Origin of the sequence: Kribbella aluminosa, from assembly GCF_017876295.1 — a bacterium.
Lineage (GTDB): Bacteria > Actinomycetota > Actinomycetes > Propionibacteriales > Kribbellaceae > Kribbella > Kribbella aluminosa.
In genome coordinates this window covers 664,592-685,515 of record NZ_JAGINT010000001.1, presented here as the reverse complement: position 1 = coordinate 685,515, position 20,924 = coordinate 664,592, and the positions used below count along the sequence as shown (strand labels likewise).

General features: G+C 68.8%; 22 protein-coding genes. 6 read left to right on the top strand and 16 right to left on the bottom strand.

The window, feature by feature from the left end; all coding sequences use genetic code 11:
• Positions 1-119: 119 nt before the first annotated feature.
• Entirely contained in the window at positions 120-752 is a 633-nt protein-coding gene (locus tag JOF29_RS03360; protein ID WP_245357428.1) for a DUF899 family protein, read from the top strand.
• Here JOF29_RS03360 and JOF29_RS03355 read toward each other — a convergent pair.
• The 12 genes from JOF29_RS03355 to JOF29_RS45845 form a co-directional block, all read right to left on the bottom strand.
• The gene (locus JOF29_RS03355) at positions 749-1,792 is read right to left on the bottom strand and encodes an LLM class flavin-dependent oxidoreductase (protein WP_209692754.1); all 1,044 of its coding nucleotides are present in this window, start codon (positions 1,790-1,792) and stop codon (positions 749-751) included. The two genes, JOF29_RS03360 and JOF29_RS03355, sit on opposite strands and share 4 nt — an antisense overlap.
• Positions 1,789-2,565 (bottom strand): DUF1684 domain-containing protein, encoded by a 777-nt coding sequence (locus tag JOF29_RS03350; protein WP_209692753.1) that lies wholly within the window; start codon positions 2,563-2,565, stop codon positions 1,789-1,791. Before JOF29_RS03350 ends, JOF29_RS03355 begins: the two co-directional genes overlap by 4 nt.
• The gene (locus JOF29_RS03345) at positions 2,562-3,698 is read right to left on the bottom strand and encodes an LLM class flavin-dependent oxidoreductase (RefSeq protein ID WP_209692752.1); all 1,137 of its coding nucleotides are present in this window, start codon (positions 3,696-3,698) and stop codon (positions 2,562-2,564) included. The genes JOF29_RS03350 and JOF29_RS03345 overlap by 4 nt, the downstream gene beginning before the upstream one ends.
• Entirely contained in the window at positions 3,688-5,694 is a 2,007-nt protein-coding gene (locus tag JOF29_RS03340; protein WP_209692751.1) for an FAD/NAD(P)-binding protein, read from the bottom strand. The genes JOF29_RS03345 and JOF29_RS03340 overlap by 11 nt, the downstream gene beginning before the upstream one ends.
• The gene (locus tag JOF29_RS03335; protein ID WP_209692750.1) at positions 5,691-7,007 is read right to left on the bottom strand and encodes an NtaA/DmoA family FMN-dependent monooxygenase; all 1,317 of its coding nucleotides are present in this window, start codon (positions 7,005-7,007) and stop codon (positions 5,691-5,693) included. Before JOF29_RS03335 ends, JOF29_RS03340 begins: the two co-directional genes overlap by 4 nt.
• Entirely contained in the window at positions 7,004-8,251 is a 1,248-nt protein-coding gene (locus JOF29_RS03330) for an LLM class flavin-dependent oxidoreductase (protein WP_209692749.1), read from the bottom strand. The genes JOF29_RS03335 and JOF29_RS03330 overlap by 4 nt, the downstream gene beginning before the upstream one ends.
• Positions 8,248-9,303: an NADPH-dependent FMN reductase gene (gene ssuE, locus JOF29_RS03325; protein ID WP_209692748.1), complete on the bottom strand. Its 1,056-nt coding sequence runs from the start codon at positions 9,301-9,303 to the stop codon at positions 8,248-8,250. Before ssuE ends, JOF29_RS03330 begins: the two co-directional genes overlap by 4 nt.
• A gap of 9 nt (positions 9,304-9,312) precedes the next feature.
• Entirely contained in the window at positions 9,313-10,269 is a 957-nt protein-coding gene (locus JOF29_RS03320; protein WP_245357427.1) for an ABC transporter substrate-binding protein, read from the bottom strand.
• 9 nt (positions 10,270-10,278) lie between these two features.
• Complete coding sequence (locus JOF29_RS03315; protein ID WP_209692747.1) at positions 10,279-11,211, bottom strand: ABC transporter substrate-binding protein; 933 nt, start codon at positions 11,209-11,211, stop codon at positions 10,279-10,281.
• Positions 11,212-11,214: 3 nt separating this feature from the next.
• Positions 11,215-11,967 (bottom strand): amino acid ABC transporter ATP-binding protein, encoded by a 753-nt coding sequence (locus tag JOF29_RS03310; protein ID WP_209692746.1) that lies wholly within the window; start codon positions 11,965-11,967, stop codon positions 11,215-11,217.
• Positions 11,964-12,857 carry an amino acid ABC transporter permease gene (locus JOF29_RS03305; protein ID WP_209692745.1) on the bottom strand — a complete coding sequence of 298 codons (894 nt, stop codon included), beginning with the start codon at positions 12,855-12,857 and terminating at the stop codon, positions 11,964-11,966. The genes JOF29_RS03310 and JOF29_RS03305 overlap by 4 nt, the downstream gene beginning before the upstream one ends.
• A 74-nt stretch (positions 12,858-12,931) precedes the next feature.
• Positions 12,932-13,006 carry a putative leader peptide gene (locus tag JOF29_RS45845; RefSeq protein ID WP_355483003.1) on the bottom strand — a complete coding sequence of 25 codons (75 nt, stop codon included), beginning with the start codon at positions 13,004-13,006 and terminating at the stop codon, positions 12,932-12,934.
• 408 nt (positions 13,007-13,414) lie between these two features.
• On the opposite strand from JOF29_RS45845, the gene JOF29_RS03300 reads away from it, so the two are divergent.
• Positions 13,415-14,317 carry a M23 family metallopeptidase gene (locus tag JOF29_RS03300; RefSeq protein ID WP_209692744.1) on the top strand — a complete coding sequence of 301 codons (903 nt, stop codon included), beginning with the start codon at positions 13,415-13,417 and terminating at the stop codon, positions 14,315-14,317.
• A 39-nt stretch (positions 14,318-14,356) separates the two neighbouring features.
• Positions 14,357-15,058: a hypothetical protein gene (locus tag JOF29_RS03295; protein ID WP_209692743.1), complete on the top strand. Its 702-nt coding sequence runs from the start codon at positions 14,357-14,359 to the stop codon at positions 15,056-15,058.
• An 11-nt stretch (positions 15,059-15,069) separates the two neighbouring features.
• Here the strand turns inward: JOF29_RS03295 and JOF29_RS03290 are convergent, their stop codons facing one another.
• Positions 15,070-15,579 carry a GNAT family N-acetyltransferase gene (locus tag JOF29_RS03290; protein WP_209692742.1) on the bottom strand — a complete coding sequence of 170 codons (510 nt, stop codon included), beginning with the start codon at positions 15,577-15,579 and terminating at the stop codon, positions 15,070-15,072.
• 122 nt (positions 15,580-15,701) lie between these two features.
• Here JOF29_RS03290 and JOF29_RS03285 point away from each other — a divergent pair, with 122 nt between their 5' ends.
• Complete coding sequence (locus JOF29_RS03285) at positions 15,702-16,325, top strand: M15 family metallopeptidase (RefSeq protein WP_209692741.1); 624 nt, start codon at positions 15,702-15,704, stop codon at positions 16,323-16,325.
• 4 nt (positions 16,326-16,329) lie between these two features.
• On the opposite strand, the gene JOF29_RS03280 is transcribed toward JOF29_RS03285, so the two are convergent.
• Positions 16,330-16,851, bottom strand: coding sequence for a GNAT family N-acetyltransferase (locus JOF29_RS03280; RefSeq protein ID WP_209692740.1), 522 nt, complete (start codon positions 16,849-16,851; stop codon positions 16,330-16,332).
• 38 nt (positions 16,852-16,889) lie between these two features.
• On the opposite strand from JOF29_RS03280, the gene JOF29_RS03275 reads away from it, so the two are divergent.
• A complete protein-coding gene (locus JOF29_RS03275; RefSeq protein WP_209692739.1) occupies positions 16,890-17,453 on the top strand; it encodes a helix-turn-helix domain-containing protein in 564 nt (187 codons plus the stop codon).
• Here the strand turns inward: JOF29_RS03275 and JOF29_RS03270 are convergent.
• Together JOF29_RS03270 and JOF29_RS03265 are read right to left on the bottom strand one after the other, a co-directional pair.
• On the bottom strand, positions 17,420-18,934 hold the full coding sequence (locus tag JOF29_RS03270; RefSeq protein WP_209692738.1) for an FAD-dependent monooxygenase: 1,515 nt from the start codon (positions 18,932-18,934) through the stop codon (positions 17,420-17,422). The two genes, JOF29_RS03275 and JOF29_RS03270, sit on opposite strands and share 34 nt — an antisense overlap.
• Positions 18,935-19,001: 67 nt before the next feature.
• Complete coding sequence (locus tag JOF29_RS03265) at positions 19,002-19,610, bottom strand: acyl-CoA-like ligand-binding transcription factor (RefSeq protein ID WP_209692737.1); 609 nt, start codon at positions 19,608-19,610, stop codon at positions 19,002-19,004.
• 101 nt (positions 19,611-19,711) lie between these two features.
• Here JOF29_RS03265 and JOF29_RS03260 point away from each other — a divergent pair, with 101 nt between their 5' ends.
• Entirely contained in the window at positions 19,712-20,920 is a 1,209-nt protein-coding gene (locus JOF29_RS03260; protein ID WP_209692736.1) for a TerC/Alx family metal homeostasis membrane protein, read from the top strand.
• The last annotated feature ends 4 nt before the right edge of the window (positions 20,921-20,924 follow it).

Sequence of the window (20,924 nt, the reverse complement as noted above, 5' to 3'; positions counted from 1 at the left end):
CAGTCCGTCCCGGAAAGCATACCGGGTCCACAGCAGTGCTCCGGACCATTTTTCGGATCCGATGTCGAGAACCCCGGAGCCGCTTCGTCATCAGGGCAGGACCTACGAAAGGAACCACCATGTCCGAGACAGCGATGCCCCCGGTCGTGCCGGCCGCGGAGTGGGAACGGGCCCGCGCCGAACTGCTGACCGCCGAGAAGGCGGCCACCCGTGCCGAGGACCGCCTGGCGGCCCAGCGCCGGCGGCTGCCGATGGTGGAGTTCGGCGAGTACACCTTCGCCGGGCCGGACGGCCCGGTCACGCTCCGGGAGCTCTTCGGCGACCAGCGGCAGCTCGCGCTCTACCAGTTCATGCACTCCGGCCCGGACCACTTCTGCCCGGGCTGCACGTACTTCACCAAGAACGTCGCCAACCTCTCCGGCCTGGCCCGCAACGGCATCGCCTGGGCGACGGTTTCCGACATGCCGCTCGACCAGATGGCCGGGTACTGGAAGCAGATGGGCTGGGAGCACGTCCCGTTCGCGTCCTCGGCCGGTACGACGTTTTCCGCGGACTGCGGCGCGGGCGGCGGGTTCCTGCTGAACGTCTTCTTCCGCGACGGCGACACCGTCTACCGGACGTATACGACCGGCCAGCGCGGCGTCGACCGGCTGCTGTTCAGCACGACCGTCAGCGACCTGGCTCCGTACGGCCGCCAGGAGGACTGGGAGGACTCCCCCGAAGGCTGGCCGCAGGAGCCAACGTACGGCTAGTTCCAGACCCGGCTGCGGTACGCCGAGCGCAGGGTCGGCAGCACCTCCGTGACGAAGGTCTCAACCGACTCCCGGTTCTCGTCCGCCGGGAGTCCGGGGACCTCCAAGGAAATCCCGGAAAGCTCGTGGCGGAAACTTTCCTGGTACCTGCCGAACTTGTCGATCACCTGTTCCGGCGACCCGACCAGGACGGACCCGCCCTCGAGGAACTCCTCCAGTGTCCGGAACGGCAACTGATTGTGCCGGGCGCCCGGTGAGTCCATGAACGCGTCGAAGATCGGCCGGTACCCGTCGACCGCCTGCTGCGAGGTCTTCTTCACGTACAGCCCGTTGAACCCGGCGCCGACCACCGCATCCGCCGGGTCCCGCCCGTACGCCTCCCAGCGCTCCCGGTAGTGCCGGATCAGTCCGGCGTACTTCGCCAGCGGATGGAAACCGTTTGCGGAAAACAGCGGATCGCCCCAGCGCGCCGCCAGCTCGGTCGACTCGGTGGACGACGCCGACCCGTGCCACAACGAGATGCCGTCCGCCCGGAACGGCCGCGGCTGCGTGGTCGCGTCCGTCAGCGCCGGCCGGTAGCTGCCCGACCACGTGACCCCGGTTTCACGCAGCAGCCGGCGGAGCAGCTCGTACTTCTCCCGGTTTCGGTCCCACTGATCGTCGAGCTCGTACCCGAACAGCGCGTTCTGGTCCGGGTCGTTGCCCTTCCCGATGATGATGTCGAGCCGCCCGCCCGACAGCTGGTCGAGCGTCGCGTAGTCCTCCGCCACCCGCACCGGGTCCAGCAACGACAGCACCGTCACCGTGGTCAGCAAACGGATCCGCGACGTGACGGCGGCGATGTACGACAGCACGACCGGCGGCGACGAGGAGATGAACCGCTGTGCGTGCCGCTCCCCCACGCCGTACGCGTCGAAGCCCAGCTCCTCGGCCCACTGCGCCTGCTGGACCACGTGCTGGAACCGCTCGGCCGGCGAGAGCTGTACGCCGCTGACCGGGTCGGGCGAGTTGTCGATCAGCGTGTACGTACAGAACTTCATCTGACCCGCTTCTCGCCGGCGGTCACCGGGAGCGCGAGGCGGTTACCCGGCACCGGAGCCGGGCAGGTCCCGTACGCGGTGAACGCGAACGGCAGGTTGATCGTCCGGTTGAAGTCGATCCGCACCGACCCGTCGGACTGCACCGGACCGGTCGTGACGAACCGCCACGGCGCCGTCTCCTCGCCGTTCGTCCGGTCGTGGAACGACACGTTCAGCCGGTCGTCGCCCGCCGACGTCGCGACCAGCTCGTACGCCGTACCGCCGAGCGCGACGTGCACCGTGCCGACGGCGGTGATGTGCTGCCGCAGGTCGTCGCGCGCGGTCGACACCTCCACCCGCTGCGCCTTGGAGTACGGGCTGAAGTACCCGGTGACGATCCACGCGTCGTCCAGCGGGTACGCCGGTACGCCGGCGAAGCCCTGGCGTGTCGTGGCGCGTGGATCCCGTTGGCGGATCGCGTACCGGCCGCCCCGGAGGACGAGCTCCGCCAGCCGGTCGCCGTACAGCAGCCAGCTGAGAGATCCGGCTTCCGGAACCGTTGCGGAAACCGTTCCCTCGACCGGCTCCCCGCCGAGTGTCAGCTCGCCGGCGGCCGTGACGTACGCGCGCTGGTCGGCCCACCATCGCCCGGGCAGACCCTCGATCGCGGTCGGCGTCGGCGACAGCCAGTCGAAGGCGACGATCGACAGCCAGCCGTAGTCGGTGTCCAGGTCGTGCTCGCGGGCGGTGTGCCAGGTGTGCCAGTCCTGCTCCAGGTCGGAAACAACCGTCATGACGCTTTCCTCTGCTCGCGGTGGGCGACCTCGGACCGGACCAGCGGGATGACGTGCCGCCCGAAGTCGATCGCGTCGTCGTAGATGTCGTAGCCGCGGGCGGAGAAGATCCGGATCCCGAGGTCGTAGTAGTCGAGAAGGGCGGCGGCGACGGTTTCCGGCGTTCCGACGAGTGCCGTGGAGTTTCCGCCGCCGCCGGTCAGCCCGGTCGGCGCGGTCCAGAGCGCTCGGTCGTGCCGCTCACCGGCCGCGACTGCCTTCAGCAACCGCTGCGATCCCGCGTTTTCCGGGGTCTTCGAGCGCAGCCTGGTACTCGCCCGAACCCCGCCGGTTGCCTCCTCGGCCCCGAGCGAAGCTAGGGGCGGGTTCTGGGCTTCCTTGATGCGGCCGACAACGTTTTCCGCCTTTGCCCAGGCGAGTTCCTCGGTCGGCGCGATGATCGGCCGGAACGCGATCTGGATCGTCGGCCGGTCCGCCCGGCCCGCGGCGGCGGCCGCCGCGTCGATGGTCGCGAGCTGTTCCCGGGTCCCGGCCAGCGGTTCACCCCAGAGCGCGAAGACGTCCGCCTCGGCCGCACCCACGGCGTACGCGGCCGGGGACGAGCCGCCGAAGGAGATCCGCGGTCGCGGCTGCTGGACCGGCTTGATGTCGGCCAGGAAATGCTCGAACCGGTAGTGGTTTCCGTCGAAGTCGAACCGTTCGTCCGACGTCCAGGCCTGCTTGAGGATCTGGATGAACTCGCGGGTCCGTCCGTATCGGTCGTCCTTCGCCAGGTAGTCGCCTTCGGCCGCCTGGTCCGCGGTCGAGCCGCCGGTGATCACGTGCACCTCGAACCGGCCGTTGCTGATCTGATCCAGCGTCGAAAACGTTTTCGCGGTCAGTGTCGGATAGGCGACGTTCGGCCGGTGCGCGACCACCAGGTTGATCCGCTCGGTGCGGCCTGCGACGTACGCCGCGACCTGGGCGGGGTCGGGCGAGCCGGAGTGGTAGGCGAACAGGATCCGGTCCCATCCGTTGTCCTCGTGGGCGCGGGCGAGCTTCGAGGTGTACTCCAGGTCCAGCGGGCCGCCGGTCCGCGGCGTGACCTCACTGGCCGGGTTGGTGCCGGCGATGCCCAGGAACTCAACTGGCATGGCGTTCTTCCTTCCGTACGGTCGGGGCGAGCAGTTTGAGGAGGTCCCGCGCGACGGCGTCGTTCTGCCGGAAGCCGGGACCGTTGAAGTGCGGGCGAGAGAACCCGGACGATCCGGCCGAGCCGGACACCGAGGGCCCGAGCAGGAACAGCGCCGGGTGCACCGAGCCGTCGGCGCGGACCGCGCGGGACCGCGAGTCGGCCTTGAGCTGGCCTCCGCCGAGGCTGGTTCCGTCGGAAGCGAACAACTCGTCGGCGGCCAGTGCGCCGGATCCCAGCAGGCCGCGCAGCAGTGGATCCGAGGCCGCGAGTACGTCGGGACTCGGCAGCCGGGCCTCGACGAACGCGCGGGCACGGATCTCACCCGCGACACCGGGGCTCCGGGCAACGAACTCATCGTTGTCGATGGCAACATCCAGGTCCGGCCCGGCGAACCGGACGATCCCGGCGCGATGCAGCGCGAGCAGTTCCTCCAGCCGCCGCGGCGGCGGCCCGCTGGCCACGAACGAGAAGAACCCGTGCCACTCGCGCTCCACCTTCCGCACCCGGTCCTCGTCCGACAGCTGACCGTCGGTGATCGCCCGCGACAACACGCTGTAGACGCTGAGCAAGGCGTTGAACACCGCCAGATCGGCGGAGCAGGAAGGGTCCGCCCGCCGCAGCAGATCGTCCTCGATCAGCTCGACCATGAACTGCTCGAACCGCTCCCGATCCGCGCAGCGGAGTCCGTCCAACGGCCGATCCACCTCGCGCCGAACGAACCGATCCACCGGATCAGGCACCGCCCCAGCAACCACCGCCGCGAACGCAGCATCCGTCAACTGCCCCCACGCCGAGGGCGGGGCTGCGGTGGTGCCGCGCGCCGGTGGCGGGGCGGCCGAGGGCGCCGCAACAGGCTCGACATCGAATCCGCTGTGCCCCCAGTCCTGGGCTGTCACGGGCGTCCAGCTGTCCAGCGCCTTTGCGAACTCCTCCCAAGGCATGCGTACTCGTTCGGAATGCGCACCGAACAGTTGCTTGTAGTGGGCGTAGGCGAGCTCTTTCTCGATCAACGGCAGTACGTCGCGATCGAAGTCGAGCGGACCGTCGCCCAGCGCTTCCTTCGTCAGGTAGTGCGTGGGGACCGGCTTGGTGCCGGCAACGGTGTAGCCGAGTTTCGCGTGGTACGGGACGCCGCGGCGGGAGCCGACGTACAGGATCGGCTCGTCGCCGGACGGGCGGTACGTGAGCAGCCCGTCGCACTCGTCGTACCAGCCGCCGCGGCCCTCGGTGAGCAGCACCATCAGGTCGACGAACGCCTGGCCGAACCCGCGCACGATCACCGGCGCCTGTGGCCACAGCCCGTCCAGGTCGACGTCCGCGGTGTACCCCGGCGGAATGTAGGTCAGCCCCGCGTCCGCGGCCTGCGCGGCCCACGCCGATTCCGATGCCGTCGGCAACCGATCCAGGTAGCCGAGGGCAAGGACCACCGCGTCGGCCGCGATCTCCGTACCGGACTCGAGGATCACCCGCTGGTCCGCGGTGAGCTCGACGGCCCGCTCCCGGTGCGTGCTGACGGTTGCGGGGAGATCGCGGACGACGCGCTCCCACACCCACGCCAGGTACTCCGCCTGCACCAGCCGCGGTGGGAAGTCCATCGGCCCGGGCGGCTCCAGCCCGGCCTTCTCGAGGATCACCGCGCCCTCACCGGCGACCCAGCTCGCGAGGTCCGGACCCGGCACGATCGGCCCCTCGCACTCCACCGACTCGTCGGTGAAGATCGTGATGTCGGACGTCATCGAGTTCATCCAGAGCAGCCGCGACTGTTCCCGCCGCCAGATCCGCCCGCCACCCACCGGGTACGGATCTACGACATGGATGTGTACGTCGCGACCCTCGAGCAGCTCCTCCGCGCCGGCCGCGAACCGCTCCAGCAGCCCCACCGTCCGCGGACCCCCGCCGACGAACACCACGGTCGCCGGCGGAACCTTCCACGGACGCATTTCCGAAACCGTCATCGCGACAGTCCGAGGTGATCGCGCAACGTCGTACCGCTGTACTCCGAGCGGAAGACGCCGTACTCGCGGAGCAGCGGGATGACCCGGTCGACGAAGTCGTCGAGGCCGCCCGGAGTGAGATGCGGAACGAGTACGAAACCGTCTGCCGCATTTTCCTGGACGTGCCGGTTGACCGCCTCCGCGACCGTGGTCGGCGAACCGACGAACGTCTGCCGGTTCTGCTGGTTGATGACCGTCTGCCGCAGCGACCATCCGTTGGCCTCGGCCTGCGCCCGCCATTCCGCGACGATCGGGAACGGGTCGTTGTACCCGACCCGGCCCTGCGTCACCGACGACCCGACGACCGGGTCCTCGGCCGGCAACGGCCCGTCCGGGTCGTACGCCGACAGGTCGCGGCCCCACAGCAGTTCCGCTAGGACCAGAGCGGTCGGCCCGGAAACCTGCTGCTCCCGGATGTACGCCGCCTTCTCGATCGCCTCGGCGTCCGTGTCCGCGACCACCACCGTCACGGCCGGCATGATCTTCAGCGACTCGTCACTCCGGCCGTACTTCGCCAGCCGGGACTTCACGTCCTTGTAGAAGGTCTGCCCGGCCGCGAACGTCCCGTGCCGGCTGAAGATCACGTCCGCGCCGGCCGCGGCGAACTCCCGGCCCTCGTCGCTGTCCCCGGCCTGGATGATCACCGGCCGGCCCTGCGGCGACGGCGGCAGCCCGAACCGTCCGCGGATGTCGAAGTGCGGGCCGGCGTCCGCGAAGGCCCCAGCGCCCTCGCGGGCGAAGCTGCCTGATGCCTGGTCGAGGACGAGGTCGTCACCGGTCCAGGAATCCCACAGTTTCCGGACGATCCGCAGTGATTCCTGCGCGCGGACGTACCGGTCGGACTTGTCCAGGTAGCCGCCGCGGCGGAAGTTCTCGCCGGTGAAGGCGTCCCAGGACGTGACGACGTTCCAGGCGGCACGTCCGCCGGAGACGTGGTCGAGGGTGGCGAGGCGCTTGGCGAGCTCGTACGGCTCGTTGAAGGTCGAGTTCACCGTTGCGGCCAGGCCGAGGTGGGTGGTGACCGCGGCCAGTGCGCTGAGCACGGTGAGGGATTCCGGGCGGCCGACGACGTCGAGGTCGTGGATCCTGCCTTTCACCTCGCGCAGTCGCAGTCCTTCGGCCAGGAAGAAGAAGTCGAAGGTTCCGCGTTCCGCTGTTTCCGCGAGTTTCCGGAAGGAGGCGAAGTCGATCTGCGAGCCGGACGCCGGGTCCGACCAGACAGTGGTGTTGTTGACCCCCGGGAAATGCGCGGCCAGATGGATCTGCTTGGTCATCGCGCACTCCCCGAAAACGTGTTCCGCGGCCGCCCCAGCCCGAGCCGTCCGCGCAGGCTCCCACCTCGCTCCGCAGCCCCGACCAGCCCGAGCTCCCGCAACCGCGGCAACAGTTCGTCCGCAATCACCGGCACATCCAGCTCGAGCGACCCCGGCCGAAGATGCACCCCGTCAACCCCTGCGGCAACCCACTCCTCAACCGCTGCAACCAACCCGTCAACCCCATCCACATGAGGCCGCACCCCCACCGACACCAACACCACCGGCCCACTCCGCGAAACTCCCGCCACCCGGTCCGCAGTGTCCGACTCCGGCGGCCGAACACCGGGCCGAGAGCCCTGGTCCGGGCTCGCGCTGTCCGGGGTGACGGAGACGGCTCGGCCGGCGGCGTCGGCCGTCACACCGACGCTCCTGGCGCTGCCGACGTTCTGGCCGCCGCCGACACTCCTGCCGCCGCCAGCGCTCTGGCCGCCGCCGACACTCCTTCCGCCGGCGGCCGACTGGCGCTGGTTCGCGCGTAGTGCTTGGATCTGGGCGGCGACGTCCTCCGAGTCCGGCAGCAGGACCAGGTCCGCGTCGCGGGCGGCCTCCAGCGCCGCCGGTGTGTTCACCCGGATAGCCGTGACCGGATGCCCCTGCGGAGGTCGCGGAACGATCGACGGACCCTTCACGGAAAACGTTGGCGAAACGAAGTCGACGTAATGCAGCCTCTCCCGGTCGACGTACCTCCCGGTGGCAGCATCCCGGACGATCGCGTCGTCCTCCCACGAGTCCCACAACCGCCGGCTCACATCGACGACGTACCGCGCCTCCCGCCACGTCTCCGCGACGGGTACCGGCTGCCGCCGCCCGACCACCTCGGCCGCCGCAGCGGACGTGGACACATCCGCGACCCACCCGGCCCGCCCACCCGAAATGTGGTCGAGTGTCGCCACCGACGCCTGCACATGGAACGGCTCCGTATGCGTCACAGTGATCGCCGGCAACAACCCGATCCGCTCCGTCGCCGGCGCCACCCGCGCCGCCAGCCCAAGCGCATCGAGCCGCACACTCACCTGCTCCGGCACGTCCTCCGGCGCCTCCAACGCATCGGCGAAGGTCACCAGGTCGACCCCGGCCGCCTCCGCCCGCTGCGCCGCACGTACCGCCAGTGCACCGGTCAGGATCGCCCGCGGATCGACCTCCGCCCCACGCCACGCAGCCGGATCCGCACCCGCCCCGTCGATCTCCAGCCCGACGATCATGACGCCACCTTCAGCGCCACCGGAATCTCTTTCACGAACGCCAACGGCCCGATCGACTCCGGATCCGCCGCGGTATCGAACTGCGGCTCGAAGCCGGCAGCGACGTACAACGCCGCCGCCTCCGGCTGCCGCGGCCCCGTCGTCAGGTACAACCGCCGATACCCCAGATCTCCCGCCGCCGCCTCCAGCTCGGCAAGCACCCGACGCCCGAGCCCCTGGCGCCGGTGCACCTGCGATGTCCACATCCGCTTCACCTCGGCGGTCTCGTCGTCGTACCGCCGGATCGCCCCGCCGGCCACCGTTTTCCCGCCGTACCTCAGCAGCAGGAACGCCCCGCCACGCTCGGCATGGAAGTCCGACGGAGGTACCTCGGTCAGCTGTGTGTTCTCGTTGGTCCGCCCGTACCGCGTGCTGTACTCGACGACCAGGTCCGCCAGCAGCGGCGCCGCCTCGGCATCGTCCGGCCGTACCCGGACCGCCTCCACCGCGCCGAGCTGCAGCGGCGTACTCTCGACCACCGCCTCGCCCTCGACGGTCGCGAGGAACGCCTCGGTCACCTGGTACAGCGGCACGGACGCCGCCGGATCGAGCAACAGCCCGCCGCCGTCGTAGACCTGGATGTGCGACGACAGTACGAACCACCCCTGCCCGATCGCCCCCGCGCCGAGGCTGGTGAGCACCGGCCGGAGCGCGTAGTCGATGACCAGTACATGCGCCGGCGTACCACCCGTTGCTAACGGCAACACTGTCTTGCCCTTCAACGCGTACTGCGGAAGCAGATCGAGAAACACCTTCAGCAACCCGGAGTACGCCGCCTTGTAGACGGGCGTCGTGACCACGACCGCGTCCGCGGCCTCCAGTACCGCGGCCGCGGCGGCGATCGCCGGATCGTCGGCCTGACCGCGCAGCAACGGCTCGGCCGGGAGGTCACGCAACACGATCGGGGTCACGGTGTGGCCGTGGCTGATCAGGCGCTTGGTGACGTGGTCGAGCACCGCGTCGGTACGCGAGGAAAACGACGGACTGCTGGAGATCGTTGCAATGGTCGCCATGAAGTTCTCCTATTTCTTCGGCAGGCCGGGCGGGTTGATCAGCGACTTCGGGACGGCTTCGCCCTGCAGGCCCCACTTGGCCAGCACCTTCGCGTAGCTGCCGTCGGCGATCGCCGCGTTCAGCGCGTCGGCCAGCGGTTTCACGAGGCCGTCGTCCTTCTTGGTCGCGACCGCGACCAGCCCCTGGACCGGATAGCTGGACGAGACGGTGCCGACGATCTCGGTCTCATGCCGGGTGGCCACGTGGTACGACGCGTTCGGGTTCGGGCCCAGGTACAGGTCGATCCGGCCGGACTGCAGCGCGAGGTAGGTGTCGGCGGACTGCTGGTAGTACTTGATGGTGGCCGCCTTCCGGCCGGCCGCGACGTTCTGCTTGTTCCAGTCGACGAGGATCGCCTCCTGGAGCGTGCCCGAGCCGACGGCGACGGTCTTGCCCGCGATGTCGGCCGGGCCGGTGATCTTCAGCCCGGAGCCCAACTTGGCCTCGAAGGCGTGCAGCCCGAGCCGGTACGACGCGAAGTCGTACTTCTCCTTGCGCAGTTCGGAAACCCCGATGTTCGAGATTCCGACCTGGTACTTCCCGGAGTCCAGCCCGAGGAACAGATTCTCCCAGCTCGTCGTCTTGATGTCGGGCTGCAGCCCGAGCACACTCGCGACCAGGTACGCGATGTCGATCTCGACACCGATCGGTGTCTTGTTGTCGTCCGCGGTGAACCCGAGCGGCGGCTGCCCGCCACCGGCCGACCCGTTGCCGACCACCAGCTTCCCCGACTCGCGCACCGCCGCGGGCAGCTCCGCCGCGATCGGGTCCACCTTCGCGGACGTGATGTGCGACTGCTTCGCCGACGTGTCGAACGCGACCTCGGAGGCCTTCGACGACGTACTGGTCTGCGGGTCGGCGCAGGCACCCAGCAGCAGAGCTCCCGCGGAAACCACTGCGGAAACCAGCATCAAACGTTTTCTCATCAGTCGTCCTCAGCTCGTGAGTGGGAGGCCGGGCGGGTTGATCTCGGACTTCTCGACCGCCTCGCCGGCGACGTTCCAGCGGGCCAGCACCTTGGCGTAGCTGCCGTCCGCGATGACGGCGTTCAGCGCCGCCTGGTACGCCTTCACCAGCCCGTCGTCCTTCTTGGTGGTGGCCGCGATCAGCCCCTGCAACTTCGGCCCGGCGCCGGAGAACTTCCCGATCGTCTCGGTCTCGCCGGACGTCTTGACGTGGTACGCGATCGACGGATTCGGCCCGAAGTACGCGTCGATGCGCCCGGAGCTCAACGCCAGGTACGTGTCGGTGTTCTTCTGGAAGTACTTGATCGTTGCCGCCGGCAACCCGGCCTTGACGTTCGCCTCGTTCCAGTCGACCAGGATCTTCTCCTGGTTCGTTCCGGAACCGACCGCAATCGTTTTCCCCGCGATGTCCTTGCCGCTGGTGACCCGCCAGCTGCTGCCCTTCTTCGCCTCGAACGCGATGTCGTCCTTCCGGTACGTCGCGAAGTCGTACTTCTGCTTGCGCTTCTCGGTCACGGTGATGTTCGAGAACCCGACGTCGTACTTCGCCGAGTCGAGTCCGAGGAACAGGTTCTCCCAGCTCGTCACCTCGATCTCCGGCTTCAGCCCGAGTGCGCCCGCGACCAGGTACGCGATGTCCACCTCGAGCCCGATCGGGGTCTTGTTGTCGTCGGCGTAGAAGCCGAGCGGCACGCTGCCGCTGCCGAACCCGGCGCCGACCACCAACGTGCCGTGGTCGCGGGCCCTGGCCGGCAGCAACGCGGCCGCCGCTTCGTTCTTCGTCGTGGCCACCCGGTCCTGCGCGGCGGACGTGTTCACACCGGTATCGGACGCGGCCGTCGCCTGTGAGCCGCAGCCGGCCAGCGTCAGCAACGCAAGGGAAAGGACAAGAAACCGTTTCATCAGTCAGAGCACCTTCGAGATGAACGCGCGAGTGCGTTCGTGGACAGGGTTGTCGAGTACCTCGCGCGGCGGCCCCGACTCGACGATCCGGCCGCCGTCGATGAAGACCACCGTGTCGGCGATCTCCCGGGCGAAGCCGATCTCGTGGGTGACGACGACCATCGTGGCGCCGTCCCGGGCGAGTTCCTTGATCACGTCGAGGACCTCGCCGACGAGTTCCGGGTCGAGCGCACTGGTGGGCTCGTCGAACAACAGCACCTTCGGTTTCAGCGCCAGCGCCCGCGCGATCGCGACCCGCTGCTGCTGCCCGCCGGACAGTTGCCGCGGGTACACGTCGGCCTTCTCGGCGACCCCGACCCGCTCCAGCAGCTCCCGGGCGTACGGCTCGACCTCGCTGCGCTTGCGCCGCTGTGCCGACACCGGCGCCTCGACGACGTTCTGCAGCACGGTGAGATGCGCGAACAGGTTGAACGTCTGGAACACGAACCCGACCTGCGAGCGCTGCCGGAGGATCTCCCGCTCGCGGAGCTCGTGCAGCTTGTCGCCGCGCCGCCGGTACCCGATCAGCTCACCGTCGATCCGGATCAGGCCGCGGTCCACCTTCTCCAGATGGTTGATCGACCGCAGCAGCGTCGACTTCCCGGAGCCCGACGGCCCGAGGATCACGGTCACGTCGCCGGCCGGCACCTCGAGGTCGATCCCCTTGAGTACTTCGAGATCCCCGAAGCTCTTGTGCACCCCACGAACGTCGATCATCGCGTCGTACCTCGGGCGAACCGGCGCTCCACGTAGTACTGCACGATCGACAGCAGCGTGGTCAGCACGATGTACCAGACCGTCGCGACCATCAGGAGCGGTACGACCCGGCTGTTCCGGCCGTAGATCACCTGCACCTGGTAGAAGAGCTCCGGGATCGCCATCACCGAGACGATCGAGGTGCCCTTGAACAGGCTGATCACCTCGTTCGCGCCGTTCGGCAGGATCGAGCGCATCGCCTGCGGCAGCACGATCCGGAAAAACTGCCGCAGTTTCGGAATACCGAGGGCGGCGGCCGCCTCGGTTTGCCCGGCGTCGACGGAAATGATCCCGCCCCGGATGATTTCCGCGGCGTACGCCGCCTGGTGCAACGCGAGCCCGAGGACGGCAGCGCCGAGCGGACCGAACAGGTCGTTGGTACTGAAGTGCACGAACTCCGGGCCGAACGGGATGCCCAGGCTGAGTTCCTTGTACAGATAGGCGATGTTGAACCAGAACAGCAGCTGCACGATCAGTGGGATCGAGCGGAACGCCCAAATGTAGCCCCAGGCAACCAATTGCAGGAACGGGCTGCTGGACAACCGCATGGAGGCGAGTACGGCGCCGAGCACGAACCCGAGCACGGTTCCGTACACGGTCAGCTGAACGGTCACCCAGAGCGCCGAGAAGACCGTCCGGGTGGCGAAGAACTGGAAGAACGTCGGCCAGTCCCAGCCGGGGTTCGTGGCCAGGCCGTGCACGAACATCGCGAGCAGGACCAGTACGGCCGCGACACCGACCCAGCGCCACGGATGCCGGCGGGCGACCACGGGCAGGTCGGTTTCAAGGGGTACGGCGGTCGCCGGCGGTCCGGTGGTACCGGACGCAGGCGTGACTGAAGTGGTGGACACGATGGCTCCCTGGCGGTGGGCAGGCTTCGCGGGCCCTTCGGCGGCGAAGGGCAGAGCGGGGTGGCGAACGCGGGTCAGCGCAGACAGAGGGCGCTGGAGACCCGGAGCAGGTCGATGTGGAGGCGGTAGTACGGCGGCTTGCGCGTCATGCCCGTCTCCTCTCGTCGCTGGTGTCATTTCAGTATGGGACGAGCTCGAAAGAATAGTAAGTGGGTCGACAAAGCTCTCAATATATGGACGGCTTATACCGGCCGGGAGGGCCCGCTCCGCGCCAAACCAAGGGTGATCCGTGTCACCCGTCCGGCGACTTTCTTGCCCGGCGCGTCCCCGCGTGAGCATCCACCGGGCGCCAGGAGACCCTCACCGAGCGTGTTCGATTTCGTTCATCTTTTCGCAATCAGTGTTTGGGCGGGCCGAGACCTCGTCGTTATGGTCGTTGAGCCGTCGAACCCCCTCATCGACGGATTCCCCTCCCTGGAAGGCTTCTCGTGCCCACTCACCAAGACGCGCCGAACGTAGATCGGCAGGCGTCCGGTCGCCCGACTGCCTCGCGCCGGGTGGCCAAGCACCGGTTCTCCCGTCGCGGTTTCACTCGCCGTAACAACCTGCTCGGTCTGACCGCCGCACTCGCGGCCGCTGCCGGGACGACGACCGTCGCTCTCGCGTCGTCCGCAACCGGCCCGGCCGCAGCGAACGACAACCCCGGCCTGAGCGCCGCGCAGGCCGACGCCCTGACCGCGGCCCGGATCGACCGCCGTGACCTCGGCTCCCGGGACATGTCCCGGATCGACCTGTCGCTGGCCGCGGCGCAGAAGGCCGCCGTGTCGAACGCGAACAAGCAGCGCACCGACAAGCTGGCCGCGGCGGCGACGCTGACGCAGCGCCGGGCGCTCGCACTGGCCGCCGCAAAGGCCGCCGCGGCGAAGAAGGCCGCCGACAGCGCCAAGGCCCTCGCCGCCGCGAAGGCGGATGCGGTCACCAAGGCCGCGGCGATCGCCCAACAGGCCGCGATCGCCAAGCAGGCGGAGGTTGCCAAGCAGGCCGCAATCGCCGCCGCTGCGCCGAAGATCGTGCTGCCGACCACCGGCTATCACCTGACCGCCCGGTTCAACCAGGCCGGCGGCCGCTGGGCGCACAAGCACACCGGTCTCGACTTCGCCGCCCCGATCGGTACGCCGGTCCTTTCCGTGATGGCCGGCCAGGTCATCCAGGCCGACTGGGCAGGCGCGTACGGCCGCCAGGTGAAGGTCCGGCACGCCGACGGCACGGTCACGTCGTACGCCCACATGTCCGAGTTCGACGTCTCGGTCGGCGACTCGGTACAGGCCGGGACGATGGTCGGCCGGATCGGCGTGACCGGCAACACCACCGGCCCGCACGTCCACTTCGAGGTCCTCCCCGGCGGCGGCGCCCCGATCGACCCCGAGCCCTGGCTCCGGGACCACGGCCTCAACCCGTAACCGCTACCGTTCCCCCGACACTTCGAAGAGGGGGAACTCTTGAAGCTCCGAACCATCGCACCGGCCGCCACCCTCGTGGCGGCCGCTCTGCTCACCACCCAACCCGCCCAGGCCGCCCAAGCCGCCCCGCAACAGGCAGCCGCGACCTGCTCACTCGTCGTTCCGTCGCGGCTGTCCATCGGCGCGGCGAACAACAACTTCGTCGCCAAGCTGGGCTCGAACTGCCCGGCGACGATCAACACCGCGGTGTGGAAGAGCACCCCGGCGGCGACCATGTACCCCGAGGGACGACTCCAGTTCCTCTACCACGCCCGCGAGGTCGTCTTCACCGTCTCCGGCGCCGGGGCGCCGATCGGCACCATCACCTGGAAGCCCGCCGGCGGCGCGACCGACTTCAACGGCGTCAAGGTCGCAGACCTCTCCGGCGCCACCTCGGTCTCGAAGTCCGCGTCCGCCGCGGCGCTGACCGGCGGCCGCAAGGGCAGCCGCACGGCGCTGCTCACCACCGTCTCGTACTGGCGTACCAACGACGGGCGCTCTGTCCGCTGGGCCAACAAGCAGGTGCTGATCCAGTACCAGGACATCGGTACGACGACCTGGAAGGGGCTGGCCTACGTGACCACGAACAGCGTCGGCCAGGTGACGTACAACTACTACCCGAACCGCACCCGGCGGTACCGCGTGTACGTGCCGGGGACGAGCAGTATCTGGAACATCTTCTCGCCGGTGATCAGTCGCTAGGTCGTGTCCGGCTAGAGGAACTTCGCCATGTCGAGGGCGTCCACCGGGGCGCCCTCGATGATGAACTCGGCGGTGTGGACGCCTTCGACGACGTAGCCGTGGCGTTCGTACAGGTGCCGGGCCGGGGCGTTCACACCGTGGACGTGCAGGCTGATCTTGCGGGCGCCGCGGCTGCGGGCCTCCTCCGTGGTGGCGGTCATCAGCGCGTTGCCCACCCCCAGCCGGCGGGCGTCGGGTGCGACCGCGATCCCGTTGATCGCCAGTACGCCGGAACCCTCCGGAAACGGGTATTTCTCCTGGATCCGGACGTACCCGACCACCACCCCGTCGTACTCCGCCACCAGATGCGCGTCCGGCCCGCTCCGCGTGAAGAACGAGTCCTGCAGGGTCTCGCCGTACGACGGGAACCCGGACGACGCGTCCCACGCGACCCGCTCGATCGCGAGCAGCACCGCATCGTCCTCCTCGACAGCCTGCCGTACCTTCACCTGGTGGTCGTCCGAACGACGCTCGTCACTCACCACACCATCCTCGCCCCTGAACCAGGCCAACCCCCTCCCGGGTCAACCGACTCCCGGAGGTATCGAAAACGTATCGGAAATGCCAGACGTTCTGGCAACACCGGTTCGGATGAACTGTCGGCATGCTCACCGATCGAAGTAGCCGCCGACGCCGGCTGAGCGTGCTGGCCGGGTTGGCGATCGTTGCCACCGTCATCAGTCTCACGGTCGCTGCTTGTACAACGGTTTCCGCCCAGAACGAAACGCCTTCCGCCGGCGCCCAGACGACCGGATCCGCGCAGACGACCGGATCCGCCCCGACGCACAAGGGCCCGCCCAACGCGGAGGACGGCGTACTGCCCGACCACACGTCGGCGTACGACACCAGCCTGCCCGGGATCGCCAAGCTCGATCCCGCGCTCCGCAAGGCGGTCCAGGCGGCCGAGACCGCGATGCAGGCGGACGGGATCCGGATGCAGGTGACCACCGGGTGGCGCAGCAAGAAGTACCAGGAAGAGCTGCTGGCGAAGGCGATCCGCAAGTACGGCAGCAAGAAGAAGGCCCTCGAGTACGTCGCCGACCCGGACGAGTCGCACCACGTGACCGGCCACGCCGTCGACATCGGCCCCACCGCCGCCGACCACTGGCTGAACCGCAACGGCAACCGGTACGGCCTCTGCCAGACCCTCTCCAACGAGATCTGGCATTTCGAACTCGTCACCAAGCCCGGCGACTCCTGCCCGCCGATGACCGACCCGACGAAGTAGCGGGCTAGCGGGGTTCTTCCGGCGGGTCCCGGAGTTCGGACAGCGGCCGTTGGGACCAGGCGACGTCGTGCCAGGCGTTGTGTTTCCAGCCGATGTTCCGGTAGACGCCGATGGGCTCGAAGCCGAAGGACTTGTGCAGCGCCTCGCTCGCGGGATTGGGCAAGGTCACGCCCGCGATGGCCGTGCGGTAGCCCCGGGCGATCAGGCGATCGAATAGGGCCTCGTAGAGCTTGCGGCCGGCGCCGGTGCGGTGGTGCGTGGGACTCACGTAGACGCTGACCTCACAGGACCAGCGGTACGCCGGCCGCGGCTTCATCGGGCCGCCGTACGCGTAGCCGACGACCTGACCGTCGTCCTCCAGCACCAGCCAGGCGTGGGTGGCGACGGCCTTCGTGATCCGCTCGGCCATGTCGGCGACCGTCGGCGGCTCGAGCTCGAACGTGATCGAGGTGCCGGTGACATAGGGCGCGTAGATTGCCGCGCAGGCTTCGGCATCGGCGGCCGAAGCGTCTCTGACCTGAACCATGACACGATAGTAGCCACATCTGCCGCTATAGTGGCAACGTGATTGACGATCTGTCTCGTTCTCTGGCCGCGACCGTGCAGCAGGCGCGGGTCGCCCACGACCTGTCCGTGAACGCCTTGGCGGAGCAGTCCGGGGTCTCGCGCGCGATGATCGGGAAGATCGAGCGCGGCGAGGCGCAACCCACCGCCGTACTGCTGGGGAAACTTTCCGGCGCGCTCGGGATGACGTTGTCCGAACTGGTCGCTCGCGCCGAGAACACCGACGACCTGCTCCGCCGAGCCGTCGATCAACCTGTCTGGACGGACCCGGCCACCGGGTACCGCCGGCGGGCGGTGTCGCCGGCGACCGACGGCCCGCTGGAACTCGTGGAGGTCGAACTGCCGCCCGGGGCCTCGGTCTCGTACCCGGCCGACGCGTACATCTTCAAGTACCAGCAACTCTGGATCCTGGACGGAAACCTGCGTTTCCACGAGGGATCACAGGTGCACGACCTGCAGACCGGCGATTGCCTGCAGCTCGGCCCACCACTCCCGACGACGTTCCACAATCCAGGTACTTCGGCCTGCCGCTACCTGGTCGCGCTGGTCAAAGGCCGCGGCTGAAACCACTGTTCGAGCGCATCCCGCAGCTCGTCCCGCTCGGCGTCGCCGTCCTGCTCGGCGGCCCACGCGACATACCCGTCCGGCCTGATCAGCAGGGCAAGCGGCCGCTCACTCCGCCCGGCATGTACCTCGACCTGTTTCGGAACACGTGTTCCGGCGAACGCTCCGGACGGCGTCAGGTCGACGAGCAGCGGTCGGCCCGAACGCATCAGCCCGGCCAGCCGTACGTCGTCCACCTGCAGATCGGGGGCCCAACGCCCGACCAGCGGATGTGCACCGGCGGCGTACCGGATGTCCGCGCCGGAGATCAGGTCCGCGATCCGCCGCACGTTGTCCGCATCGGTCAGAAACTCGCCGAACAGTTTCCGCAACGCCGTCACGTCGTTGCCCGGAGCAATCAGTGCGGACTGCGCCTGGGTCTGCATCACCACCCGCTCACCGACCGGCCGGCGCTCGGACTCGTAGGTGTCCAGCAGGCCCGGCGGCGCCCAGCCCTGGACCTCGGCGGCGAGCTTCCACCCGAGGTTCACCGCGTCCTGCAGGCCGAGGTTCAGCCCTGGACCGCCGATCGCGGAGTGCACATGCGCGGCGTCCCCGACCAGCAGCACGCGTCCGGAACGGAAACTCGACGCCAGCCGGCTGTTTCCGCCGACCACCCGCCGGAGCTGGCGGACGCCCTCGCCCGTTGGTACGACCAACGGCAGGTGCACCCCCAGCACCCGGTCCGCGCTCGCCTGCAACTCCTCGAACGTCATCTCACCGTCCGTCGACGTATCCCACTCCATCGTGCTGATCGCCGGCAGCCGTCCCGGGAACGGTGCCCAGACGAACAGCCCGCGTTCCGTGCGCTGGTGCAGGAACGGCGGGACGGCGCCGTACCCGGGAATCTCCAGCATCCCGTCCCCGATCCACTCCGGCGGCACCGCAGCGCTCCCGGTCCGGGACACCGTCGCGTCGTTCGTGACGCCCGGAAAGTCGATTCCGGCCAGTTTCCGCGTCGGGCTGTGCGCGCCCTCTGCACCGACCAGGTACCGGGTCCGTAGCTGGTACTCACCGTCCGCCCCGGACAGCGAGACCGTCACACCGTCCGCGTCCTGGGTGAACCCGAGCAGTTCGTGGCCGCGCCGGATCTCCGCCCCGAGCTCGAGCGCCCGTTCCTGCAAGACCTCTTCGATCCGTGCCTGCGGCGTCTGGAGCAGGTAGACCGGGTTCTCCTCCAGCATCTCCAGGTGCAGCGGCATGGCGCCGAACACGAACCCGGGAGCCGGCTGCGGGGCTCCAGGCGTACTGCTCAACCGCTCGTAGAGTCCGCGGCGGTCGAGCATCCGGACCACCTGGCCGACCAGCCCGTTCGCGCGCTGAGCCGTACTGCGCTCCGGCAGTTTCTCCAGCACGATCGGCTGGACGCCGGCCAGCCCCAGTTCGTTCGCCAGCATCAGACCGTTCGGCCCGGCCCCGGCAATCACCACATCCGTGTCCATGACACCCCTCCATTCGGGCATGACTGACCATCCCGGCGGCTTGCCGGGAGTCAAGTAGTTGGGTCGGTTATTCGGGGACGGGCAGGCCCGCTTCGATCTGATCGAGCGCCGAGGCCAGCAGGTCGGCGATCGACCGGGGCGGATCGGCCCGCATCCACTCCGCCATCACGACGGCCCGGGCCGCGCCGATCACCTCGGCGACGAGCCGCGGGTACAGACCCGAGGTACCGGTGCGGTCGGCGACCGCGGCCGCGAGCTCTTCGCCGGCCCGGGCGTAGGCGCGCACGACGGCGCCCTGCAGCGCGGGCTCGGTCATCATCAACCGGATCCCGGCGAGCCACTTGTCGTCCGGCGGCCGCTGCCCGCCGTGGCCCTCCTCGCCGAGCGCGAAGTGCTTCTCGATCGCCGCGCGGATCGCGACCCACAACGGCTCCTCGGCCGGCCGCGCCCTGAGCTCCTCGGCGATCCGCAGGCTGCGGTCGACCTCGCGGGCGGCGATCGCGTCCGCCTTGCTGTCGAAGTAGTTCCGGAAGGTCCGCAGCGAGACCCCGGCCTCGTCGGCGATGTCCTCGATCCGCACGTTGCCGTACCCGCGCTCGACCGCGAGCCGCACCGCCGCCCAGCTCAGCGCGATCCGTGTCTCCTGCTTCTTCCGCTCCCGCAACCCTTCGGCCATGTCTCGAAGGTAGCAGAACTTGCTTAAAGAGCAAAGATGCCGTTCAGGCAATTTTCTCGAAGGCGGGCAGACGCACCGATCCACCATGGTTGGGTATGCACATGACGGTGTCCCCACTGGTCTGGGTGCTGACGTTGCTGGCGATCGCCGGCCAGTTGCTGTTCGACTACTTCTTCCACGTCCGGTCCGCGCACGTCCCGACGCTGCGCGAGGCGGCCGTCTGGTCCGCGCTGTACGTCGGCATCGCGATCCTGTTCGGGCTCGGGACCCTGGTGCTCGGCGGCGGCGGGATGGGCTCGGAGTACTTCGCCGGGTACATCACCGAGAAAGCGTTGTCGGTCGACAACCTGTTCGTTTTCCTGATCATCATGACCGGGTTCCGGGTGCCCCGGGAGAACCAGCAGAAGGTGCTGCTGGTCGGGATCGTCGTCAGCCTGATCGCCCGGTCCGCGTTCATCTTCGTCGGTTCCGCGTTGCTGCACACGTTTTCCTGGGTGTTCTACCTGTTCGGGATCGCACTGCTGCTGACCGCTGGGAACATGCTCAAGCCGGAGACCGAGGAGTCCCACCAGGCGCAGAACCTCGTCGTCCGGCTGGCCCGCCGGCTGTTCCGGACCACCGACGAGTACGACGGCGACCGGCTGACCACCAGGGTCGGCGGGCGCCGGATGCTGACGCCGATGCTGCTGGTGATGGTCGCGATCGGCGCCACCGACCTGATGTTCGCGCTGGACTCGATCCCGGCGATCTTCGGCCTGACCCAGAACGTGTACGTCGTGTTCACCGCGACCGCGTTCAGCCTGCTGGGACTGCGGCAACTGTTCTTCCTGCTCGACGGACTGCTGGACCGGCTGATCTACCTGTCGTTCGGGCTGGCCGCGATCCTGGTGTTCATCGGGGCGAAGCTGATCCTGCACGCCCTGCACGAGAACAACCTGCCGTTCGTGAACGACGGCGAACACGTCGAGGTCGGCGAGATCAGTACCGGCCTGTCGCTGGCCGTGATCCTGGCGGTGCTGCTGATCACGATCTTGGGGTCGCTGTTCAGCACCCGCGGGCGGACCCAGACCGCGATGGCTCACATCCGCCGGGACGCGACGGCGTACCTCGATCCCGAGTACACCGACGACCCGGCCGAGCGGGAGCGGGTCTTCCAACGGTTGCTGCGGGCCCGCGACCACATCACCGCCCTCGGCCCGAAGGCCAAGCAACAGGTGTGGAACGAGCAGGACCTGATGGACCTGTGCCGCCAGGTCGGCGAGGCGCACGCCACCGCCCACGCCGACCACGTCATCCGCCCCCGCCTGTGAAGAG

Bases quoted from the DNA above. Each gene is read 5' to 3' on its own strand.
- JOF29_RS03320 (WP_245357427.1), bottom strand. From the start codon at position 10,269: ATGAGAAAACGTTTGATGCTGGTTTCCGCAGTGGTTTCCGCGGGAGCT.
- JOF29_RS03335 (WP_209692750.1), bottom strand. From the start codon at position 7,007: ATGACCAAGCAGATCCATCTGGCCGCGCATTTCCCGGGGGTCAACAAC.
- JOF29_RS03350 (WP_209692753.1), bottom strand. From the start codon at position 2,565: ATGACGGTTGTTTCCGACCTGGAGCAGGACTGGCACACCTGGCACACC.
- JOF29_RS03265 (WP_209692737.1), bottom strand. From the start codon at position 19,610: ATGGCCGAAGGGTTGCGGGAGCGGAAGAAGCAGGAGACACGGATCGCG.
- JOF29_RS03270 (WP_209692738.1), bottom strand. From the start codon at position 18,934: ATGGACACGGATGTGGTGATTGCCGGGGCCGGGCCGAACGGTCTGATG.
- JOF29_RS03330 (WP_209692749.1), bottom strand. From the start codon at position 8,251: ATGATCGTCGGGCTGGAGATCGACGGGGCGGGTGCGGATCCGGCTGCG.
- JOF29_RS03260 (WP_209692736.1), top strand. From the start codon at position 19,712: ATGACGGTGTCCCCACTGGTCTGGGTGCTGACGTTGCTGGCGATCGCC.
- JOF29_RS03310 (WP_209692746.1), bottom strand. From the start codon at position 11,967: ATGATCGACGTTCGTGGGGTGCACAAGAGCTTCGGGGATCTCGAAGTA.
- JOF29_RS03360 (WP_245357428.1), top strand. From the start codon at position 120: ATGTCCGAGACAGCGATGCCCCCGGTCGTGCCGGCCGCGGAGTGGGAA.
- JOF29_RS03345 (WP_209692752.1), bottom strand. From the start codon at position 3,698: ATGCCAGTTGAGTTCCTGGGCATCGCCGGCACCAACCCGGCCAGTGAG.
- JOF29_RS03355 (WP_209692754.1), bottom strand. From the start codon at position 1,792: ATGAAGTTCTGTACGTACACGCTGATCGACAACTCGCCCGACCCGGTC.
- JOF29_RS03340 (WP_209692751.1), bottom strand. From the start codon at position 5,694: ATGACGGTTTCGGAAATGCGTCCGTGGAAGGTTCCGCCGGCGACCGTG.
- JOF29_RS03315 (WP_209692747.1), bottom strand. From the start codon at position 11,211: ATGAAACGGTTTCTTGTCCTTTCCCTTGCGTTGCTGACGCTGGCCGGC.
- ssuE (WP_209692748.1), bottom strand. From the start codon at position 9,303: ATGGCGACCATTGCAACGATCTCCAGCAGTCCGTCGTTTTCCTCGCGT.
- JOF29_RS03280 (WP_209692740.1), bottom strand. From the start codon at position 16,851: ATGGTTCAGGTCAGAGACGCTTCGGCCGCCGATGCCGAAGCCTGCGCG.
- JOF29_RS03285 (WP_209692741.1), top strand. From the start codon at position 15,702: ATGCTCACCGATCGAAGTAGCCGCCGACGCCGGCTGAGCGTGCTGGCC.